The organism is Jeotgalibaca sp. MA1X17-3, from assembly GCF_021513155.1.
Lineage (GTDB): Bacteria > Bacillota > Bacilli > Lactobacillales > Aerococcaceae > Jeotgalibaca.
In genome coordinates, this window is the sequence record NZ_CP090983.1 from 1,892,501 (window position 1) to 1,912,915 (window position 20,415).

The following is a 20,415-nucleotide window of genomic DNA, read 5'->3' on the forward strand; positions in this document are numbered from 1 at the left end:
AACGATAACTTCAAATTGTTCTGTTAATTCTAAACGTTCTACTATCACTGGTCCATTTTTACTGGCGGAGGCCAATGCTAACCTTATTTCTTTTTGTTGACAGTCTTCTAGTAATTGTTTTATTCCTGGTAGAATATTGGCAGGTGTTATCTGCTTAATTAGTTTTTTATATTGTTCATTTTTTTCGTATGCTAACTCTTCTTTTTCTTCTCGTGAATAATCATTCGCTTTCCCACCATACTCCAAAATTCTTTCAAGTGAGTCCATTCGACTGATTCCTTTCAAATTTTCATTGAAATCACGGTCAAAGTCTATCCCTATTTTTTTACCCATTTCTTTCCATGCAACGTAGTGGTACTCTGCTGTATCTGTTATAACGCCATCTAAATCAAAAATAATTCCTTTTAGCATTTTATTCCTCCCTTTCTTAATGAATGAAAAAGGAGACCAACTTTTTTGGCTCCTTTTAACTGTACAAATATTTGTCTACTTATATATTTTTTTGAAATTCATCTTTTACGGTAACTTTTTCTCCGTAAAGAATGATATCTAACGGTTTTCCTTCTTCTAGCTTTAAAATAATCTTGTCTTTTTCAATGGTTACATCTAATAATCGGTCATGAAAATTAATCTTAAAGTCATAACCATCCCAACCCTTTGGAACAAACGGTTGAAAACTAAGTTGAGCGTTTCTTACTCGCATACCTGCAAAGCCTTGGACAATTGCTAACCATGCACCACTCATCGAAGTTATATGCAATCCATCCTCGGTATCGTTATTGTAATTATCCAAATCAAGACGTGCTGTTCGAGCATATAGTTCCACTGCTTTATCTTCTTTACCCAATTCTGCAGCCAATACTGCATGAACACTTGGAGATAACGAAGATTCATGAACGGTCAGTGGCTCATAGTAATCAAAATTCTTTTCTTTTTGCTCTTGTGTATAGCGATCCGGGAAATAGTACATGCTTTGCAATACATCCGCTTGCTTTATAAATGGAGAACGCAATATTTTATCCCAAGACCAATGCTGATTTAAAGGACGAACAGAAGGATCCAATGTATCTACGCTTCTAATATCTTTATCTAAAAAAGTATCGTGTTGTACAAAGATATCCAACTCGTCATCATAAGGAATATACATCTTTTCCACAATATCAGCCCAATGAATGAGTTCTTTTTCTGTAACGTTCAATGATTTCTCTTTATGTTGACCGACAACTTTTTTAAACGTTTCAAGCGTATATTCTAACGTCCACAATGCCATATTATTCGTATGATAGTTATTATTTATATTATTCTCATACTCATTCGGACCTGTCACACCATGAATCATGTATTTTTGATGGCGTTTAGAAAAATGAACACGATCTGCCCAGAAACGAGATAATTCAACTAAAACTTCTATCCCTTCATCCAGAAGATAGGTTTCATCTCCCGTATAATTGGCGTAATTATAAATTGCATGAGCAATAGCACCATTTCGATGGATTTCTTCAAAGGTAATCTCCCATTCGTTATGACACTCGACTCCGGTAAATGTAACCATTGGATACAACGCACCCTTCAAGCCTTGTTGCTGAGCATTATGGAAAGCACCTTCCAATTGGTCATACCGATAGCGGAGTAAATTACGCGATACCTTTGGATCTGCAACTGAAAGATACATTGGTAAAAGAAATGCTTCCGTATCCCAGTAAGTGGCTCCCCCATATTTTTCACCTGTAAATCCTTTTGGTCCAATATTTAAACGACTATCTTCTCCATAATAGGTAGAAAATAATTCATATAAGTTAAAACGAACTCCTTGTTGTGACTCTTCATCTCCATGGATATTAACATCAGATTTTTGCCATCTTTCTTTCCAAGCAGTTGTGTGTTCACTCAAAAGTTGCTTTTGTCCTTTTTCTGCTGCCTTTTCAACTAGTTTCCGGGCGGTCCCTTTTTGTCTTTCTTCTGAAATATCTCGACTTGTTACAAGTGCAACATATTTGTTTAAGGTAACTACTGATCCTTTTGTAACTTTTCCAGAAAAACATTCTCTTACTTGTAATTTTTCACTTTCACTTTCTTTTTGGTCTAATCCTGTCACTTCGTTTATCATTGCACCTGTCACAGTAAACCGTTCAATACCAAAATCATTTGTCACCGTTTTAGCTGTTACAAACGCAGGTTTTTGAGTGCTTTCTTCTACTTGCTCCCAAAACATTTCATCATAATTGGTATCTTCATTATGAACACGGTTATCTAGACCGGGGCGCAAAGTAATTTCAGGATTTCCTTTTAGGACTTCTGCTCTCACTTGAATCGAAGCCGTTTCTTTTTCAACAATACTCAAGAAGCGATTAAACTCAAAGTGAATTTCAGTGGTTTTTTCTTTATTACTCCAAATAAAGGTGCGGTAAAGAGTTCCTTTGTACATATTAGACTCTAAATAAAATTCTCTAAAATCATCCTTCGCTAAATCAACTTTTTCTCCATCCACTTGAATGTCCACTTGAATAAAGTTCATGGCATTAATTACTTTTCCAAAATATTCAGGATAACCAATTTTCCACCAGCCCACTCGTGTCTTGTCTGGATACCATACTCCAGCTAAATACGTTCCTTCATGACCATCACCAGAGTATCCTTCTTCAAAGTTTCCTCTTTGGCCCATATATCCATTTCCAATAGACGTTAAACTTTCCTGTAATCGTTTATCTTCGTGATGGAGGCTTTCCGTTTTAATTTTCCAGGGATCAACATCAAATAGTCTTTTCATATTTCGTATCTCCACTCCTCTTATTATTTATTTTGTTGCCTGTTCTGAATACTAATCCTAACGTTTGAATGGTCATTAAAACTCTGACAGTTTTGGCTCACCATAATGAATGAGAATCATTGGTTCTCCACTGGTTAAAAGAATGCTTTCTGATACTACATAATTTTCCCCATCAATTAAGTTTCGATACGTACCATCTGGCATCGCTACTTTTATTACATGATGTTTTCCATCTAAATTAAAAATTCCCGTAACGTTCTTTCCTTGCCACTCATAGTTTCCTATTACGACATCTGTTTCTTTAGCAGCTTCCAGGGAATATCTCCCTTCACAAAGACACTCATCTTTTTTTACAGAATTCATCTGTTGAATCAACGGAGACAAGTCTAAATCTTGTCCTTCCCAAGGAATAGTATCCTTGTTAAATAAATCAGGTAATTCTCGGATTCCTTTTTCCTGACCCGCAAATAATAAGGTCGCTCCTTTTTGAAAGTAAAGAAAGCAAAGCCAATTTCGTACGGCTTGTGGGTCTTCTACATAACTACGAAAACGTGGATGATCATGATTTTCCAAAAATTTAAGCTTTACATAATTAACTGGATAAATGCCATCTTGAAACATTAAAATATTTAGATACGTTCCCAATGAAATTTCTTTCCACAAATACTGTTCTAAAAATTCATAAACATCGTAATCGTACGTCATATCAAAGGCTTGATACAATTCATTGTCAGATAAACCAGTATTTTGTCGATCCCGATGCTCTCTAAGAAAACTTGTATGAACAGACTCTGCAAGCCAAATTGTTTCTGGGTTTACTTTTGCAACTTCTAATCGAGCTTGTTTCCAAAACTCTAAAGGAATCAAACTAGCTACATCACAACGAAATCCATCTACTTTTTCTGCCCACATTTTTAGTGTTTCAATTTGGTAGGTCCATAAATCTTTGTGCGAATATTCCAAATCAACGATGTCATACCACTCGCCTACTTTATTTCCCATCTGTCCTTTTGGTCGTTTGTAAAACCATTCAGGATGTTCCTTCGCTAACACAGAATCAGGAGATGTATGGTTATATACGACGTCGATCATCACTTTCATTCCTAGTGCACGAACTTCTTCTACTAACAACTCAAAATCTTCCATCGTTCCATATTCAGGATTGATTCCACGATAGTCTTGAATCGCGTAGGGACTTCCATCCACACCTTTACGCATTTCTTTTCCAATTGGATGGATTGGCATCAGCCAAATAATGTCTACACCCAGTCCTTTAATTCGTGGTAAATCTGGTAAAATAGAAAGGAACGTTCCTTCTTCGGTATGATTGCGTACATAAATACTGTAGATTACTTTATTACGCAAATGAATATCTGTATCGAATGCCATAAAATTCTCCTTTCATTTTTATAAGTTTTTATTGATTACTCATAAATAGTTTGTAGAACAACAGCTCCGTACGGTCCTAGCTTTACACACCCTTTTTCAATTTTAATTCCTTCATTTTCTAAAATAATTCGACGATAGCCTTCAGGTGCTACCTCTGGTAAATAATATTCTTGATGATCCGCAGTAACATTGCACACTACTAGCCCACTTTTATTTCCCCATACTCGTTCATAAACAAATAGTTGATTAGGTGTCTTCATCATTTTATAGGTTCCATAAATAAATAGATCGGTTCGTTTTAAGTTTAAGACGTCTTTATAGTAAGATAAAACACTGAATGGATTTCTGACTTGAGATTTCACTGTATAAGTAGGTTCCAAATTGACCCCACTCCAAGGTTTAGTGCCAGAAAATCCTGCAAATTCTCGGTCATCCCACTGCATAACCCCACGACTAGCATCTTTTGATGACTCCCGTAAATTATAGAGCGCCCATTCTTTATTATAATCGAGCTTTAAAGCTTTTTCGTAAAACGATTTAGCCTCTGGAGCATGGAAATCTTCGATATCATCCATATACAGGTTTTTCATTCCAATTTCTTCTCCGTAGTAAATAATCGGAATCCCTTTTTGAAGGTACATCAAGGTTGCTAACATTTTCGCACTATTATTCCGGTAAATTTCACTATCACCTAAACGCGAAATTGCTCGGGGAATATCGTGGTTGTTCCAATACAAAGTTGGTCCACCCACATCTGCCATAACAGATTGCCACTCCTCCATATTATCTTTAAAAGCACTATATAAAAGAGATGATTTTTGTAGGTTACTATTTAAACGAGGATCTTTTGAATCTTCATCCATCGTAAAGTATCTAAAAGTAATGACAGAATTGCATCCACCTTCTTCTGGATCGCAATAAGAACGAGCCAAGTTGACATCCGCTGAAGCTGCTTCTCCTAAAATATAAACATAAGGATACCGTTCTCGTAACTCTGTAGTAAATTGCTTCATATATGTATTAACTTTGGGTAAATTGGAGTAATATTGTTCCGCCAATCCAATTTCACCTTCTGGAAGATCAACATCAGGATATCCAGTCTCTTTCTCGATATGAATAAAGGCATCCAAGCGGAATCCATCGACCCCTTTCCCCATCCAAAAACAAGCAACATCTAATAACGCTTGTCTGACTTCTGGATTTTTCCAATTTAAATCCGGCATTTCTTTAGCAAACAAATGAAAGTAGTATTGATCTCCGTTGGGTTCCTTTTCCCATACGGGTTCACGAAAATATCCTTGCCAATTATTTGGTGCTTTTAATCCACCATTTTTTCCATCTTTCCAAATGTAATAATCGCGATAAGGATTATCTTTTCCTTTTAAAGCTTCTTGAAACCACGGGTGCTGGTTCGACGTATGATTCAATACTAAATCAAAAACAATTCGAATCCCGCGATAATGGGCTTCTTCAATCAACCGTTCAACATCCTCCATCGTACCAAACTGAGGATCAATCTCTTCGTAGTTCGCTACATCATACCCATTATCTATTTTGGGAGATAAAAAAATTGGATTCATCCAAATCGTATTCGCTCCCAAACTTTGTATATAATCTAAACGCCCAATAATTCCTTTCACATCACCAACACCATCACCATTGCTATCTTGAAAACTCATCGGATAAACTTGATAGATAATTACACTGTGCCACCATGGAAAGTTACTCATATGATTGCCTCCTTTTGAGGTTTATGTTCTCTCTTTTAGCTTACCTTTAAACGGTGACGATAACAACTAGAACCCTTTCAAAATAGAGTTAAATATCCTTTAATGAAACAAATAAAAAGTGAAGACCGGAGTCCTCACTTTTTATAATTATTTAGCTGTATCCATCAAATAGTGGAAGAAACGTTCAAACAAAATTGGCATTTCTTCAAAAGCATTTTTCTTATTCAATCGTTCATAATATTTATGAGGATCTTTTCCATACGGTCCTACAACCATTGTAGGCAAGTTCAACTCTTGCATTTGTTTAAAGGGAATCGAATATTCATCTCCTAAAATCGGTGCATTCTCTTCGAAAACTTTATATTCACTTTCGTCTCCTTGGTATGCAGTATAACTCATATCACAAAGGCCATTAAAATAATGAACACGTTGTGCTGGGAAATGTACAACTTCTCCAGCAATTTCCAATAATTTCTCATTACATTCTTCAATAAATTCATCTCCACTAAACGAAACAGCAGGATAGTACGGTGGAGCTAAGAGAAGAACAACTGCTGGAGCAAGCTCTTTACAAGCCATCATCAAAGAATCCGCAATTCGTAATGACTTTTCACGTACATCCCAATCAGAATTTTGTACAATATCCGCTTCAATACGCTCAATGGCAGCTTCTCCCATTTTATTTTTAGCATATCGCAGTAATTCGTCATAACGAATCACACGTACTTCGCCCATTGGTTGGATATCATACTGCTTACACTTTTCTTCGTAGTGATGATTCGCTTTCTCTACTGCCGTTTGAGCAGTTTGTTCGTACAGCGAATAAATTTCGGCAATACTCCGTTTCATTTGAAACACATTAAATAAAATAGACGTACGTAAAGGAGTTTGTACGGAATAGGATAAAAGCATGTCCTTTTGTTGCAAGACTACAGGTGGTTGCATTTTTTCTCCTAAATCACTTTCCAGAAACGCTTCATTCCATTCCATTTCTTGCGTTAAGAAGCTAGCTAAGTAAGGAGAGGTGATTCCTGAAAGAGGTTCTCCTGCGTGTGTTTCTTTTCCATAAACTAGAGCTCCTAATAAAACTTTCCCAACCGTACCTGTGTAAATGGTGAAATGATTATCTCGTGGATCATTTCGGAATACCGGCTCGGTCAAAATTCCCATTTGATAGTCTAAGTTATATTTTTCTTTTAACGCTAACAAATGTGGAGTTGCTGCGCGCATCCCTTCCGAGTTCACTTCTTCATCACAAACTGCTAAAAAGACAATATTTAGTTTCCATTGTTCTAGAATGGCTTTCTCTAGGGTTTGCATATTGAGAGCAACCCCCATTTTCATATCCATAACTCCTCGGCCAAATAAATATTCTCCCGATTTAATATCTTCTTGCACTTCTTTGGGTGCATGCTCTATATTTTTTTCAAAAAAAGCGGTTAGTAATTCTGGTTGAGTTGCTAAGGATTGCTGTTCTCCGAAATCTTCTATCGGAACCGTATCAAAATGTCCAAATACGACTACCGTTTTAGTAGCTTCTGGATGCAAGTATAAAGCAGATAGGGAGGAGCGTTTTTCACTTAAAGCTACCAAACTGATTTGGTCTGGATGCTCTGAAAAATAATCCAATGCTAGTAATTCTTCTCGTAGACGATGTGGGAAAAGACGTTCTCCTTCTGAAAGAGTAACACTGCCCCAACCAACCAGTTTACTAAGTAATTCTTGTAATTGTGTTTTTGTTTGCCATTTTGGTTCTGACATATTCTAATCCCCTTTAAATTTTTTAGTAGAAATGATTATTGCATAGCCACCATTATAACTGATTTCAATAAAAAAGAAAAAGACTACTCTTTTTTTACTTCAAGCCGTCTTCCTTGTCATACTAAAGCCAATAAACATGGATGACAAACGAGAGCTTTTTAAATTGGTTTCATTGGAGTAGGCAACATGGCGATCGTAAAAGTAGAAGAAACGGATTTGTGACATTCGATTTTAGCTTCTGTTGAAGCTTTCTAGTTCGTTTAGAAGATATAAGGAGAGAAAAGCGACTATTTCCTACACAAATCTTTTAATTAGGACAAGTTTCTTTTCATTTACCTCTTACCTGTCTAAATAAAGCTTTATTAGGACAGGTATCAAAGTAATCAGTACTTCTTTGTCTTAATAAACACTTATTACTCTAAAAAACGGGTTTATTAGGACAAGGATGGATTCTATTTTATTTGATTGTCCTATTCTAATTCCAACGCTCCCTTTTTCCTTGTTTTTAAGAGTGATTAGGACAGGTTAAAGCCTGTTTTACCAATCCGTGTCCTAATTCAACTTGTATTAAGACAAGGGTTGATGAAAACATTAAAAAGTAGTCTTAATAAATAAATTCTAAAGTTTTCCCTTTCAAAAGGAGCTTTTTATAATATTTATTCAACAAAAAAAGATGGAGCATTTCTGCTTCATCTTTCTTCAGGAGCAACCTTCTCTTTTTCCTGAGAATCTTGCTCTTCTATTTCTAAACAAGTAGAACAAGTACCATACACTTCCATCCGATGATGGGTAGCTTCAAATCCAATCAGATTTTTTGCTACCATATCAACATCATCCAAAACAGGATAATATAAATCAGTAATATCTCCACACTCTTCACAAATAGCATGATAATGTTGGGTCGAGGTGAAGTCAAATCGGCTAGATGCATCTCCATAAGAGAGTTCCTTTACAAAACCAACTTTAACAAATAACCTCAAGTTATTATAAACAGTCGCCGCACTCATATTGGGAAAACGACCAACTAATGCACGATAAATTTCATCCGCGGTTGGATGCGACTCACACGTTACCATATATTCTAAAATCGCTTCTCGTTGAGGAGTGACCCGTATTTTTTTCTGTTTTAGTTTTTGGATGGATTCAGCTACTAAACGTTTATTCATTGCCATCCCTACTTTCAAAAATTTGTAATTTTATAGGTGTTTCTATTATAATCATAACTTTTCTGATTCATTTTGCAACAGTTAAGATTATTGATTTTATTCAAAGCCTTTCTCGTGGGTTCGCTTTCATAAAAAAATTGAAGTTATTGCTCCAATTCACTTCCTATTATGTTTCTTTCCCTTTATACTTACAAGCAGATGAATTACTAAATAATAAATCGGAGCTGAATCTATTTATGAAATTAGGAGCTCGATCGTTTAAAACTGGTCTAGCAGTCGCTTTATCCATTGCCCTTGCTCAGCTTATTTCTCCAAACATTGGTGTTATTGCAGGAATTTCAGCTGTTTCTTCTACTCAACCTTCTGTCGCAAAATCTTATACTTATTTGAAAAATAGGTTAATAGCTAATGCGATTGGCGGAATTCTGGCAGCAGTAGTCGCGTCCTACATAGGCGCAAATGTTATTTTTATCGGTTTAGCTTCTGTATTGCTAATCGCTATTCTTAATTACTTAAATTTGGGAGATGCCATTAGTCTTGCTGTTGTTACGCTGGTTGTCATTATGATGTCAACTAGTGACAGTCTATATTTTACCGCAGCTCTTCGAGTTGGAGAAACCTTTATCGGTGTTATTGTTGCTTTCTTAGTTAATACCTTTATCTATCCTCCTAAATACGGCGAAAGACTTTTTTTAACCATTGATTATACAACTAGTGAATTACTCATTTGGATCCGAGCAGGATTACGCAAAAACACTCAGTATTCCGTTATGAATAAAGATTTAAAATGGGCACAAAAACAACTTTCAAAAATGGAAAGTTTCTTTCAACTTCTTTCTGAAAGCAAGTCCCCTTTTCGCAAACAAAATTATGATACGCTTAAAATTTTAGTCATTTATAGACGGATGATTTCTTGTACTCGTGCCGCATATAAAGTTTTGTATGTCATGCATTCTTCTGAAAATGTTTTTTATCACTTTCCAAAAGAGATGCGAATTCTCATTCGAGAACGACTGGAAACCTTAATGAGTGGGCATGAACAGATTATGTTAAAATTCCGTGGTAGAGTTCCCGCAGACCAAGTTAAATTTTTTGAAGCAAATAGAAAAGAACGACAGATTCTAATTGACTTATTTTTTGAACATGCTCGAAAAGAAAATGATGAAGCATCCATGCATAATAAAAAAGGGTTTGGCGTTGTTCATTTAATGAGTGCCATTCTAGCATATGAAGATGAGCTCATTCGTTTCAATAAACTCGTCACTACTTATGTTTTTAATAATCCTGTTAAAAAGGTTTCGAATATCCATGATGTAAATGCAAATTAATAGAAATATAATAAATTACTATAAGAACGCAAAAACACCTGAAGGAAGATAAATTCTTTCCTTTCAGGTGTTTTATTTGTTATTGATTAAGAATCCATTTTTCGAAGGCATGTGCTACTCCATCTTCTACATTGGAAAGAGTAATTTCATTCGCAATTCCTTTAACACGTTCCGTTCCATTGTCCATCACAATTCCTAATCCTGCAGCTTCTATCATTTCATAATCATTTTCACCATCACCGATTGCCGCGACTTCACTCATTTGAATTTCAAGATGATCCGCTAACGTTGTCAAAGCCGTTCCCTTGTTTACATTTTTTACCATGATCTCTACAAAAAAATCTTCACTACGTACGATGTAGTATTTCTCGCGCATTTCTGGTGTTAGTTGCGCTTCAAAGTCATCCAAAATATCTTTTTCTGCATGGCAAACTACTTTCAACATACAAGAGTCATGATCGAAATGTTTAGACGTAACAATTTCTAATTCCATATTCAAAAGTCTACTTTGTTCTCTCAAGTGTTCATTAATATCATCCGTAAGCACATAAAAATGTTCTTCATTTAAAACACAAATATCAAGTGAGAAATTTTCAACATATGAAATTACTTCTTGTAATTCGTCTAATCTCAAAGATTGCTCATCAATGACTTCCCCGGTGCTATTCTGAGTAATTCGTGCACCATTTTGTGAAATCACAAAATCATTTTCATCTTTAAAATTTAATTCATTTAAGTACGGTCGAATCCCTTCAAATGGACGTCCTGTACAAAGAACAATCTTCATTCCTTGATCGATCGCTTGATGAATGGCATGTTTTACTTTCTCAGTCATTATTTTTTCTTCGTTTACTAAGGTACCATCAATATCGATTGCTACTAACTTAATCATGCTTCCACTCCTTTATTCATTCTGCTCTTCTCATTGTACTAAACTTTTATCTGTTAAGCGATTTTATTCATACTTCACTCATTTTGAAATCAGTAAATAAAAAAGAAACAGAAAAACTAATGTGAACGTTTTTCTGTTTCTTTATATTTAATTTTTCTCTCTTACTAAGACTGTCGTAGAAAAGCCTTCGACACGAACTTCTTCTGACTGCTCGAATACAGTTGGATTTTCTAGTTCAACCGTTCCATCATGGACAAGTTGTTTGTATACACCATGTTCTATTTGGAAAGTGAACGGATGACCGTCTGCATTAAACAGTAAATAGTATATTCGTTCTTCATTTTCTAATTGCAATACAATTCGATAATCTCTTGCATGAATCAATTCCATATGTTTTGAAATTTCTTCTGTAGTCTTCATTCGGAAAAGTGGATCGGATTGTCGTAAAGCAATTAAATTTTTAATATACTCTACTACTTCCTCATTTTCATCTTTGCGTAACCAATCCATTTGATTGATTTCATCTGGAGAGCGGTAACTGTTTCCTACTCCTTGTTTCGTTCGCATAAACTCTTGACCCGCATGAAGGAACGGTATTCCTTGTGACAACAAAGTAATGCTTTGAGCCAGCATATGTCTTTGCTTTCGAGTTTGCTCGTTGTCATCAGGCATCGTCATTCGTAATTTATCGTATAAAGTATAATTATCATGAGCTTCTACATATTGAACCATTTGATCGGGGCTTTGGTAAGTAGCTACATCTACTGGATAATACGCTCCGCCCTGTTGATTAATAGCAATCCATTGTTCCATGAACCCTTTTCCGGTAATAAATCCAGTATCAAGAGCATCTCCCATGTCACTTCCTTTAACTGCATCTCTTAAAGCATCGTTAAAAAAGCCAATTCTTTTTGTTTGAAAAGCATTTTTACTGTTCGCTTTTTGTTCGGCAGATAGGGAAGTATCTAAGTGCCAGCCTTCACCAATGATAATCATCGAAGGATCTATTTTATCCAATGCTTCGCGAACTTGATTCATAGTCTCCACATCGTGAAGTCCCATCAAGTCAAAGCGAAAACCATCCACATGAAATTCTTCTGCCCAGTAGGTAACACTGTCTAACATATACTTACGCATCATTTTATGTTCAGATGCTGTATCATTTCCACATCCCGAACCATCAGAAAGGTTACCTTCTTCATTGCGTCTAAAGAAATAACCAGGTGCGGTATTCTCAAATGGATGCGTTTCGTATTTATAAACATGATTGTATACTACATCCATGATCACTCGTATTCCAGCATCATGTAACCCTTGAATCATTTGCTTTAATTCTTTTATTCTTTTTTTAGGATTCCGAGCATCTGTTGCATAGGAACCTTCTGGAGCATTATAATTTTGTGGATCATATCCCCAATTGTATCGATAAGAGGGATCTTCCTCGTCAACCGTACAAAAATCAAACATCGGTAAAATCTGAACGTGAGTAACTCCTAACTCTTTTAAATAGTCCAAGCCGGTTGCTTTTCCATTTGGAGAGCGAGTCCCTTTTTCAATCATTCCTAGATATTTCCCTTTTTCTTTTACTCCACTACTTTCAGAAATGGTAAAATCTCGAACATGAACTTCATAAATAATAGCATCTGTAGTTGAGGAAAAAGGTGACATTCGTTTTTTCCAGTTTTCTGGATTTGTACTTTTTAAATCTACTACCGCGGAACGTTCTCCGTTAATGGTAACAGCCGTACTATATGGATCAAGTGTCTCGATGATGGTTTCATCTGGATAAGTAATTGCATATTTATATGATGTCTCATCAAGATCACCTACAAGTTCTATTTCATACGTCCCATTTGCAATAGGATCCATGGGGATACGCTGTAATTCTTCTCCATAATATCCATCATACATAATTAATTCTACTAAAATAGCTGCCGGAGCCCAAACACGATAAACAGTAGAGCTTTTCGAATAGAAACACCCCAATGCTCCTGCATATGCGTATCGATCATCAAAAGTTGGATCAATTTCGATTAGTCCTGTATTGAAATTATAAGTTGCCCTAGTGTCAGAAACCTCTTGTTCGGCGGTTGGCCAGTTTCCTGAGTGACGTTTAATTTCCATAATTTTATCCTCTCTATTTGCTTTGCTCTACGTTTATATTGAGTTCAGCTGGCTCAAAGATTGTGAAACCTTTGAAAAAAACTTTATTTAATAAGTATATTATACTAGTTTTCCTTTGATTTTGCTACACCTTTGACTTATTTGAGTTTGTGAATAAAAAAAGCAAAGATCCGTTAATGTACGGAACTTTGCTTTTAAAAAAATTATTCATATGGATTCTTAGGTACATCAGGTAAAGACTCAATAATTGGTGGGCTTGACTCTGGCTTTGATTCTTGTTCTGTCTCCGGCTTTGATTCTTGTTCTGGTTCTGGTTCTGGTTCTACTGATTCTTCTTTAGATTCAGATTCAGATGAAGCAGGAGGATTGGGAGTTGAACTTGAAGCTGGCGGTCTTGTACTTGAAGCTGGTGGAGTCCAAGTTGATTCTGGTTCTTCATAAACTGGTTCTTCCCAAACCGGCTCTTCACTTTCCGGCTCAACCCATTCAATTGGCTCTTCAATACTTTCCTCTTCAACGATCTCTTCTTCAATGATTTCTTCCTCAAATGATTCTTCTTCAATAACTTCTTCAGAACTAGATTCTTCCTCTGGAACAATAGACTCTGCATCCATTTTATTCCCTGTTGCATGATAAGCTTTTGAAGTATCAACCGTCGCTTCTTTTACATGAGAAATGAAAATATCTTTTATTGTTTGTATTCCTGTCTCACTCAGTTGATTTTCTTCGTTATAGAAAGTCGTTACAGATGTATCTGCTGCACTTGCTTTTTCCAATACATCATTGTGTAAGTTAAAAAGTGCTACCTTATTTTCAGAAGCAACTTCCACGATTTCATCTACATACATTTGATGAATGGCAACTTCTTCATCTGCTTCGTTTATTTCTACAATCGGGGTTGGTGTCAGAACAACGATCAAGGATTCTGGCAAAGCTTCTTTGATTGAATCATATGTTCTGAATACTTCTATTGCTGCATCCTCTACATCTACATAATCATCTTCCTTATTTGGAATTGTAAAAAATACAATGTCAGGATTACTTTCTGTCAGTAGGTCAACTTTTTCTTCTATTTCAAAAGATTCTGCAGGTACAAAATGTGTTTCCAAATCTTTAATCGAACGTTCTTGAGCTATTACCTCCATTGTCTGGACTGCCCAAGCTGTATCAGTTTCGATATTTCCGTAAAAAGAAACCGTTGTATTTTGCTTATTGTATGCTACATATTGCATGAAATCTGCAACTGTATTTGCATTTCGATTTTCTTCGAATGCGCCCAAAAACTCAGCTTTCTTCTTTTCTTCAGTTTCTTTTTTTCGTTCATTAAATGAATCTGACTGACTTTGTGTTTCGTAATTGTTATTATTCAATAATTCTTCTTTACGGTTTTTATTATAAGTGAAGCCCATAAAAATAACAGCTACTGTAATGATACCCATGATAAATACGAGTAAGCTCTCTTTCTTTTTCACTAAATCGCTCCTTGTTTCTTGTTTTTTATTATTTAATTGAAATAAACCAACAACTTTATAATAATACAAACCAGTTGCAATTGCACGATAATTTTAAATTTAATAAAAAAACAGTCGCCAATTAGACGACTGCTTCTGATTGAGTATATGTACTCATCACTTATTATGTTGATGATACGACAGCTGACAATAGCGTTCATACCACAAATCAACGTACTCTTTTGAAAAGGGACCTTTTTCTTCGTTGATCCACTCAACTAAAATTTTAACGTTTTCTTTGAGAATATGATCGATATCGCTTGAATAGTTCATCTGACTTCGATGCAGTTCGTATTCATCCACATCCAATAGGCGTTTCTCACCATCTGGAAAAACTTTAATGTCCAAATCATAATCGATATATTTAAGTGCCTCTTGATCAATCACATAAGGAGATGCCAAATTACAATAATAAGAAACCCCTTTTTGACGAATCATGGTTACCACATTAAACCAATAATGCTTGTGGTAATAAAGCAGTGCTGGTTCTCTCGTTACCCAGCGACGCCCATCTGATTCTGTCACCAATGTGTGATCATTGCACGCAATAATAGATTGGTCACTTGTTTTTAATACCATGCTGTCACGCCATGTTCGATGCAGGCTGCCGTCATGCTTATAACTTTTAACAGTGATGAATTCCCCTTCTCGTGGAAGATGCATCACGGTGCCCAACTTTCTTTATCTATTTCGGGTCAAAACAACTTTTTGACCTACAACTTTCAGTTCAGAAATAGTATAACATAGAAAAAAAGGCTTGGGGATTAAATTACTATTTATTCATTTCTTTTGATTTTACTTTTCGAAAAGCTTGGAGCATTTTTTGTTGTGGAACAGCAAAAGCATAGCTAGGAAAATCCTCTTCAGCTACCCATCTCATCGTAGAAGGTAAATCACTAATTTCTGTATCTTTTTTTATAGTTACATGATGGATCGAAATATTCCACTTGCGATGACTAAATACATGATTTACTGAACTGACATTAGGTTGAACAGTAGATGGACTTACTTTATAATCGTTCATTACCGTTTCATACAAAACATCTTTCAAAAGTGGCTGTTTTTTATCTAATTCAACTTGGTCTTCAACTACAAGAAAATCGAGTTGCTCGGAAACAGTAAAATCACTGAAATCTTGCTCTAGCATTGGAAACGTCCAGAAATTTGCTAGTAAACCACTTTCTGGTCTTTTCTCTAATAAAAATGAATTTCCTTTTTGAATGACTAGTCCTTGGATTTCCATTGGAACAGGTTTCTTTGCTTTACTCTTAAAAGGAAATTGGCTTATCGTACCATTTTGATAACTTGCGTTGAATTCTTTAATCGGACTTTCTTCCGGTCGTGGATTGACCGGTCCACAAATATCAGTTCCTAAATCCATAATCGCTTGATTAAAATCACCTGGTCGATCTGGATCAATAACGATTCGAAGAAGCAATTCAAATAATTTTTTAGTCGCAGGCTTTGCGATATCATCACCTATTTCAAAAAGACGACTAAACACTCGCATGATGTTCCCATCTACAGCTGGTTCTGGCAAATTAAATGCCATACTGGAAATAGCACCAGCTGTATAAGGACCAATTCCTTTTAATTTGATAATTTCTTCCGGTTGATTAGGAAATATTCCATCATAGTTTGTCAAAATTTGTTGGGCAGCAGTTTGAATATTTCGTACGCGAGAATAATATCCCAACCCTTCCCACGCTTTCAAAAGTGCTTCCTCAGGTGCTGACGCTAAATCAGGTATGCTAGGGAATAATTTCATGAAGCGATTAAAATAAGGAATCACAGTGATTACGCGAGTTTGTTGGAGCATGATTTCAGAAACCCAAATCCGATAAGGATCTTTATTTTCTCTCCATGGTAAATGGTCACGTCCACTTGCATCAAACCAATCCAGAACTGCTTTTCTAAATCGTTTAATCTTTTCTTCCGACCACATACTAACTCCATACTTTTCTAGCAATTCTTTTTTTAATTCATCTCGAGTCATTTCAGAATCGTGACGCTTTTTCTTCTTTTCTTTTTTTATAGTCATTATAAATCCTCTTCTTGTTTCTTTTCCTCTATATATTCAGAAATCATTTCACTTGGATAACCTTTTTGAAATAAATTAGTTTTCACTTTTTGAATTAATTGGAACCCTTCTGCTTTGCGAGCATATCGACGCCAAATTTTATCACCTTGAATACGCAATGCAGCAAATTCTTCATCTTCTGGTGTCTCCGTATCTACTTCGAGCATAATTTTATCAATGACATCTCGGGTATACCCTTTTTGTTGCAAATGCATTCGGGCTTTCATTATGGCATCACGCGAAGAAGTCCGTTGCTGTTTATTTAATAATTTTTCTGCAAGTTTTATTCCATTTTCAATCTGATATTCTTCTGGATACTGTTCTAGTGACAAAGCAATCACCTCTTCCTTCAAACCTTTTAATTTCAATTCTCGTGCAATTACAAAAGGACCTTTGCGATTGATGTTAGCGGCGGTACGTGTATAACTTTCTCCATAAATTCGATCGTCTATATACCTTTGATCGTGCAACCGTTGGATGGTACCATCTATAACATCAAAAGGGATATCATTTTCCTTCAGTTTTTTGCGTACTTCTTTTTCGCTTCGTAAACTGTAAGATAGATAATCAACTGCGATACTATACGATAAGTAGGCTGTATTTTCTAACTCAATTTCTTTTTGTCGTTCTTTTGTCAGTTCCATTCCTTTGAAAAGACCAATCTTGATGAGAACGGCTTCCGAAACAGGAAAGGCATATTCGCCATCTAAATAAATATTAAAACGATCTTTTCGGCGTCTTTGTACTTGGATTTTCGTGATGACAGAAGGTTTTTCTTCTTGTTTCTCCTTTTTCATCCCTCTTCACCTCTTTCTTTTATCTTCCTCATTATAACAAAAAACACAAAAAAGAACAGTTGTTCTTAGACATAAAAAAAGCCGGGAAATTCCCGGCCATAAGAATGATTCTATTTTTTATAGTGCAGGTGGATTTTTTTCGGTTTCGTCGTAATCTGGATCGACATCTTTTGCCCCTTCACCTTTTTCGACTGCTTCCGTATCCATTCCAAATGGATCTTTTGAAACACGGTCCATTGATTCATCTGCAACTGGATGAGATACATTTTTATCTACTAAAATCTGACTCGGCTTCTCATTATCAGAAGTCACATCTTTTTCTGCTTTTCTGGAATGATTTTCTACATCACCTGTTGAAATGTCATTTCCACTTGCCCAGTCTGGTTGCGCACTTTTCTTTTGATCGTCTACTGGTTGATTATTTTTTTCTTGATCCATTATATCTTCCTCCTCATCTATGATTCCATCACGAACCATAAATTCTGAATGTTCTACATGGGCCGGTGGCGCCGCATCTACTAATAGTAAATATTCACCGTTATCGAGTGCTTCTTCAAAACGTTCATATGTATCGCTGTCGATTCCATAGTCTTCAAAGAGTTTTTCTTCATCAACCTCTTCAACTTCTTCAGTGGAATCATCTTCATCCATTTCAACTGTGAAAAATGAAACGATGCGGTCCCACAAGGAATCCTCCTGATCGCTAGTAACCACTACATCTACTTTTGTATCTTCTTCTAGTCTGTGTCCTTCTTCTTCCCGCGTGATAACTAATAATTGTTTAGCAGAATATCCTTCAGCTAGCATATCATTAATAGCAACCAACATGCGTTGGTAATCTGCAAACGTTCCTTCTATTCTTTTATTCAAATACAAGCACTCCCTTCTAGTCAATTGTTATATTCATTTTAAGGGAGTATTAGATAAATAACAAATAATAACCATTTTTAGAATAAGTGACCATCTCTAGTCATGCATTCTTTTTTTCTTTTTTATTAAAAAATAATTTTGATTAAATGATTCTTTTATATCATCGTAAGCAGGATTTTCTTTGATAATTTGTTCTTTTAAAAAAGTCTTTAATGAAAATTTTTGTACATGATCAAACCACTCTACCCAAGGCAAAGCATATTTATTGGATTCATATTTAACTACTTGCTGATTGAGAATACTATCTGGATTGAAGGTCTGTTTTTTCACAACTTCATACCCCAAAGCATGACTAATTTTAAAATAATAGTGATGTTGTTTGGAATAGGATTCTACTGCAGAGCGCAAGTTTTTATCAAAGGTTTTGTAACGAATATGCATATTAAACGTATGTCGGTTATCAAAAAATAATTTAATTTTTTCATTTTCTTTCGGAACTTTTTCATATCCAATTAGATGACTGAGGTTAATCCAAGAAACAGCTTGTTTACTAGGTCCATTGACTGGCATAAAACATGCATTACCATAAATATAAGGCTGACAATGACAAGTTTTCCCTTCTAAAATACTAATGAGGTTGCGCATATGCTCATACTTTAAACCTAACTTAGAAAAAATACGGTTTGTAACAGAATTACTGCTTTCGTTTGATTTTAAAATAAGTCCATCTTGATAGAAAGCTAGTGTTTGAAAGCAACTACTAATATTATATTCTGGAATATGAATAATACAAAAAAGACCAGAATCAATTGGAATCTCCTCCGCATAAACTGCAGCGTCTAAATAAAGCTGAACATCTTCTCGTCCTCGAATAATAAAGGGAATAATAGCGTGCCGTGTTTCTGAGTATCCTTGTGAGTTTAAATAACTTTCTTGAATTTTATGAACCATCATTTCTCTTGAATCATAATAGTAAGCGCCTTCATTTTCTGGAATTAGAATCTTTTCTCTGGTTAATTTTTCTTGTTTCTCTTTGTTGAGTAGTTGAGGTGAGTCTTTTTCCATTTGATTTTCTGCTTCTGAATCGTTTCTCATTAAATACCTCCTCTTTTTATTATGAATAATATACCAATATTTCTCACTTTTTACATTAGTTTTTGTTCATTATTTCACACTATTTAAAACTTTATCTATTATGGGAAATTTTTAAGTTTTTTTGCTATATTTATCCCTTTTCATGACAAGAAAACATATTTGATTCCTTTCCGCTTCTTTTCTAATCCTTTTAGTGATTTGTAGAAAACTGTTTTCCTGAGTATATTTTGGACGATAATATTATCCGAAAAAAACTGAGATCTCAGTAACTTCACACTACCATCACCCGGAAAGGAATCGATGACAATGAGAACGCTTACTGAACCAACTATGAATCAACTATTATCCCAATATAATGGGGTTATTTATCAAGCAATGAAACAAACTGGAATTTATAAACCCTCCCCTGACTTTGAGGATTTCTATCAAACTGGCTGCATGAAACTATTTGAGGCTTATCAAAGCTGTTCAGAGGATCCCTTATCTGAAGAACATCGGTACCAGTTTGTAAAATATAGTGGTCAAAAATTACGCTGGGCCTTTTTAGATGAGAAGCGCAAAGAAAAAATTCACACCGAGCGAACAGAATTTGACTCGCAAGAACAGCTAGAACATGTTCCCTCTTTTGAATACTTTGAAGTAGAGTTAGAATTCCAAGAACAAGTAAGACAACTAATTCATTGTTTAACCACTCGAGAACTACTTTTTTTACAAGAACGTTTTTATCTTGGCCTAACCATTACTGAAATTGCCAAAAAGCATGGTGTATCAAGAAAAACAGTTCATCAGTGGCGAAATAACTTACAAGAAAAAGCATCTTTTTTACGAGAAAAGAATATTTATTAATAAATAAGGTAACACTTTTGAAAGTCAATTCGTTGTTATAAGTGTAGGCGGTCATGACA

16 protein-coding genes (1 of these 16 running past the window's edge) are annotated in these 20,415 nt (G+C 35.4%); 2 read left to right on the forward strand and 14 right to left on the reverse strand.

What is annotated here, in order from left to right; all coding sequences use genetic code 11:
* From pgmB to LZ578_RS09560, 6 genes are all read right to left on the reverse strand, one after another.
* Positions 1-411, reverse strand: partial view of a beta-phosphoglucomutase gene (gene pgmB, locus LZ578_RS09535; RefSeq protein WP_235144955.1) — the 5' portion only. Its footprint begins 252 nt before the window's first position; only the first 411 of its 663 coding nucleotides appear in the window; its start codon is at positions 409-411; its stop codon lies off the left edge, out of view.
* A gap of 79 nt (positions 412-490) precedes the next feature.
* The gene (locus tag LZ578_RS09540; protein WP_235144956.1) at positions 491-2,767 is read right to left on the reverse strand and encodes a glycoside hydrolase family 65 protein; all 2,277 of its coding nucleotides are present in this window, start codon (positions 2,765-2,767) and stop codon (positions 491-493) included.
* A gap of 75 nt (positions 2,768-2,842) precedes the next feature.
* Positions 2,843-4,156, reverse strand: a complete 1,314-nt coding sequence (locus LZ578_RS09545; protein ID WP_235144957.1) for an alpha-amylase family glycosyl hydrolase — start codon at positions 4,154-4,156, stop codon at positions 2,843-2,845.
* A gap of 35 nt (positions 4,157-4,191) precedes the next feature.
* A complete protein-coding gene (locus LZ578_RS09550; RefSeq protein WP_235144958.1) occupies positions 4,192-5,886 on the reverse strand; it encodes an alpha-glucosidase in 1,695 nt (564 codons plus the stop codon).
* Positions 5,887-6,033: 147 nt separating this feature from the next.
* The gene (locus tag LZ578_RS09555) at positions 6,034-7,647 is read right to left on the reverse strand and encodes a M20/M25/M40 family metallo-hydrolase (protein WP_235144959.1); all 1,614 of its coding nucleotides are present in this window, start codon (positions 7,645-7,647) and stop codon (positions 6,034-6,036) included.
* A 689-nt stretch (positions 7,648-8,336) separates the two neighbouring features.
* Complete coding sequence (locus LZ578_RS09560; RefSeq protein ID WP_235144960.1) at positions 8,337-8,813, reverse strand: Fur family transcriptional regulator; 477 nt, start codon at positions 8,811-8,813, stop codon at positions 8,337-8,339.
* A 236-nt stretch (positions 8,814-9,049) separates the two neighbouring features.
* On the opposite strand from LZ578_RS09560, the gene LZ578_RS09565 reads away from it, so the two are divergent.
* Complete coding sequence (locus LZ578_RS09565; protein WP_235144961.1) at positions 9,050-10,141, forward strand: aromatic acid exporter family protein; 1,092 nt, start codon at positions 9,050-9,052, stop codon at positions 10,139-10,141.
* A 79-nt stretch (positions 10,142-10,220) separates the two neighbouring features.
* Here the strand turns inward: LZ578_RS09565 and LZ578_RS09570 are convergent, their stop codons facing one another.
* From LZ578_RS09570 to LZ578_RS09605, 8 genes are all read right to left on the reverse strand, one after another.
* A complete protein-coding gene (locus LZ578_RS09570; RefSeq protein WP_235144962.1) occupies positions 10,221-11,033 on the reverse strand; it encodes a Cof-type HAD-IIB family hydrolase in 813 nt (270 codons plus the stop codon).
* Positions 11,034-11,180: 147 nt separating this feature from the next.
* Positions 11,181-13,157, reverse strand: a complete 1,977-nt coding sequence (pulA, locus tag LZ578_RS09575) for a type I pullulanase (protein ID WP_235144963.1) — start codon at positions 13,155-13,157, stop codon at positions 11,181-11,183.
* A gap of 203 nt (positions 13,158-13,360) precedes the next feature.
* Positions 13,361-14,629 (reverse strand): SGNH/GDSL hydrolase family protein, encoded by a 1,269-nt coding sequence (locus LZ578_RS09580; RefSeq protein ID WP_235144964.1) that lies wholly within the window; start codon positions 14,627-14,629, stop codon positions 13,361-13,363.
* 156 nt (positions 14,630-14,785) lie between these two features.
* Positions 14,786-15,331 carry a DUF402 domain-containing protein gene (locus LZ578_RS09585; protein WP_235144965.1) on the reverse strand — a complete coding sequence of 182 codons (546 nt, stop codon included), beginning with the start codon at positions 15,329-15,331 and terminating at the stop codon, positions 14,786-14,788.
* A 109-nt stretch (positions 15,332-15,440) separates the two neighbouring features.
* Positions 15,441-16,664: an A/G-specific adenine glycosylase gene (mutY, locus tag LZ578_RS09590; RefSeq protein WP_235146444.1), complete on the reverse strand. Its 1,224-nt coding sequence runs from the start codon at positions 16,662-16,664 to the stop codon at positions 15,441-15,443.
* Positions 16,665-16,708: 44 nt separating this feature from the next.
* Positions 16,709-17,545, reverse strand: coding sequence for a recombination regulator RecX (gene recX, locus LZ578_RS09595; protein ID WP_235144966.1), 837 nt, complete (start codon positions 17,543-17,545; stop codon positions 16,709-16,711).
* A gap of 117 nt (positions 17,546-17,662) precedes the next feature.
* A complete protein-coding gene (locus LZ578_RS09600) occupies positions 17,663-18,415 on the reverse strand; it encodes a general stress protein (RefSeq protein ID WP_235144967.1) in 753 nt (250 codons plus the stop codon).
* 96 nt (positions 18,416-18,511) lie between these two features.
* Positions 18,512-19,510, reverse strand: coding sequence for a competence protein ComK (locus LZ578_RS09605; RefSeq protein WP_235144968.1), 999 nt, complete (start codon positions 19,508-19,510; stop codon positions 18,512-18,514).
* Between the two features lie 300 nt (positions 19,511-19,810).
* On the opposite strand from LZ578_RS09605, the gene LZ578_RS09610 reads away from it, so the two are divergent.
* Positions 19,811-20,356 carry a sigma-70 family RNA polymerase sigma factor gene (locus LZ578_RS09610; protein ID WP_235144969.1) on the forward strand — a complete coding sequence of 182 codons (546 nt, stop codon included), beginning with the start codon at positions 19,811-19,813 and terminating at the stop codon, positions 20,354-20,356.
* The last annotated feature ends 59 nt before the right edge of the window (positions 20,357-20,415 follow it).

Bases quoted from the DNA above. Each gene is read 5' to 3' on its own strand.
- LZ578_RS09540 (WP_235144956.1), bottom strand. From the start codon at position 2,767: ATGAAAAGACTATTTGATGTTGATCCCTGGAAAATTAAAACGGAAAGC.
- LZ578_RS09545 (WP_235144957.1), bottom strand. From the start codon at position 4,156: ATGGCATTCGATACAGATATTCATTTGCGTAATAAAGTAATCTACAGT.
- LZ578_RS09550 (WP_235144958.1), bottom strand. From the start codon at position 5,886: ATGAGTAACTTTCCATGGTGGCACAGTGTAATTATCTATCAAGTTTAT.
- LZ578_RS09555 (WP_235144959.1), bottom strand. From the start codon at position 7,647: ATGTCAGAACCAAAATGGCAAACAAAAACACAATTACAAGAATTACTT.
- LZ578_RS09560 (WP_235144960.1), bottom strand. From the start codon at position 8,813: ATGAATAAACGTTTAGTAGCTGAATCCATCCAAAAACTAAAACAGAAA.
- LZ578_RS09565 (WP_235144961.1), top strand. From the start codon at position 9,050: ATGAAATTAGGAGCTCGATCGTTTAAAACTGGTCTAGCAGTCGCTTTA.
- LZ578_RS09570 (WP_235144962.1), bottom strand. From the start codon at position 11,033: ATGATTAAGTTAGTAGCAATCGATATTGATGGTACCTTAGTAAACGAA.
- pulA (WP_235144963.1), bottom strand. From the start codon at position 13,157: ATGGAAATTAAACGTCACTCAGGAAACTGGCCAACCGCCGAACAAGAG.
- LZ578_RS09585 (WP_235144965.1), bottom strand. From the start codon at position 15,331: ATGCATCTTCCACGAGAAGGGGAATTCATCACTGTTAAAAGTTATAAG.
- mutY (WP_235146444.1), bottom strand. From the start codon at position 16,664: ATGACTCGAGATGAATTAAAAAAAGAATTGCTAGAAAAGTATGGAGTT.
- recX (WP_235144966.1), bottom strand. From the start codon at position 17,545: ATGAAAAAGGAGAAACAAGAAGAAAAACCTTCTGTCATCACGAAAATC.
- LZ578_RS09605 (WP_235144968.1), bottom strand. From the start codon at position 19,510: ATGAGAAACGATTCAGAAGCAGAAAATCAAATGGAAAAAGACTCACCT.
- LZ578_RS09610 (WP_235144969.1), top strand. From the start codon at position 19,811: ATGACAATGAGAACGCTTACTGAACCAACTATGAATCAACTATTATCC.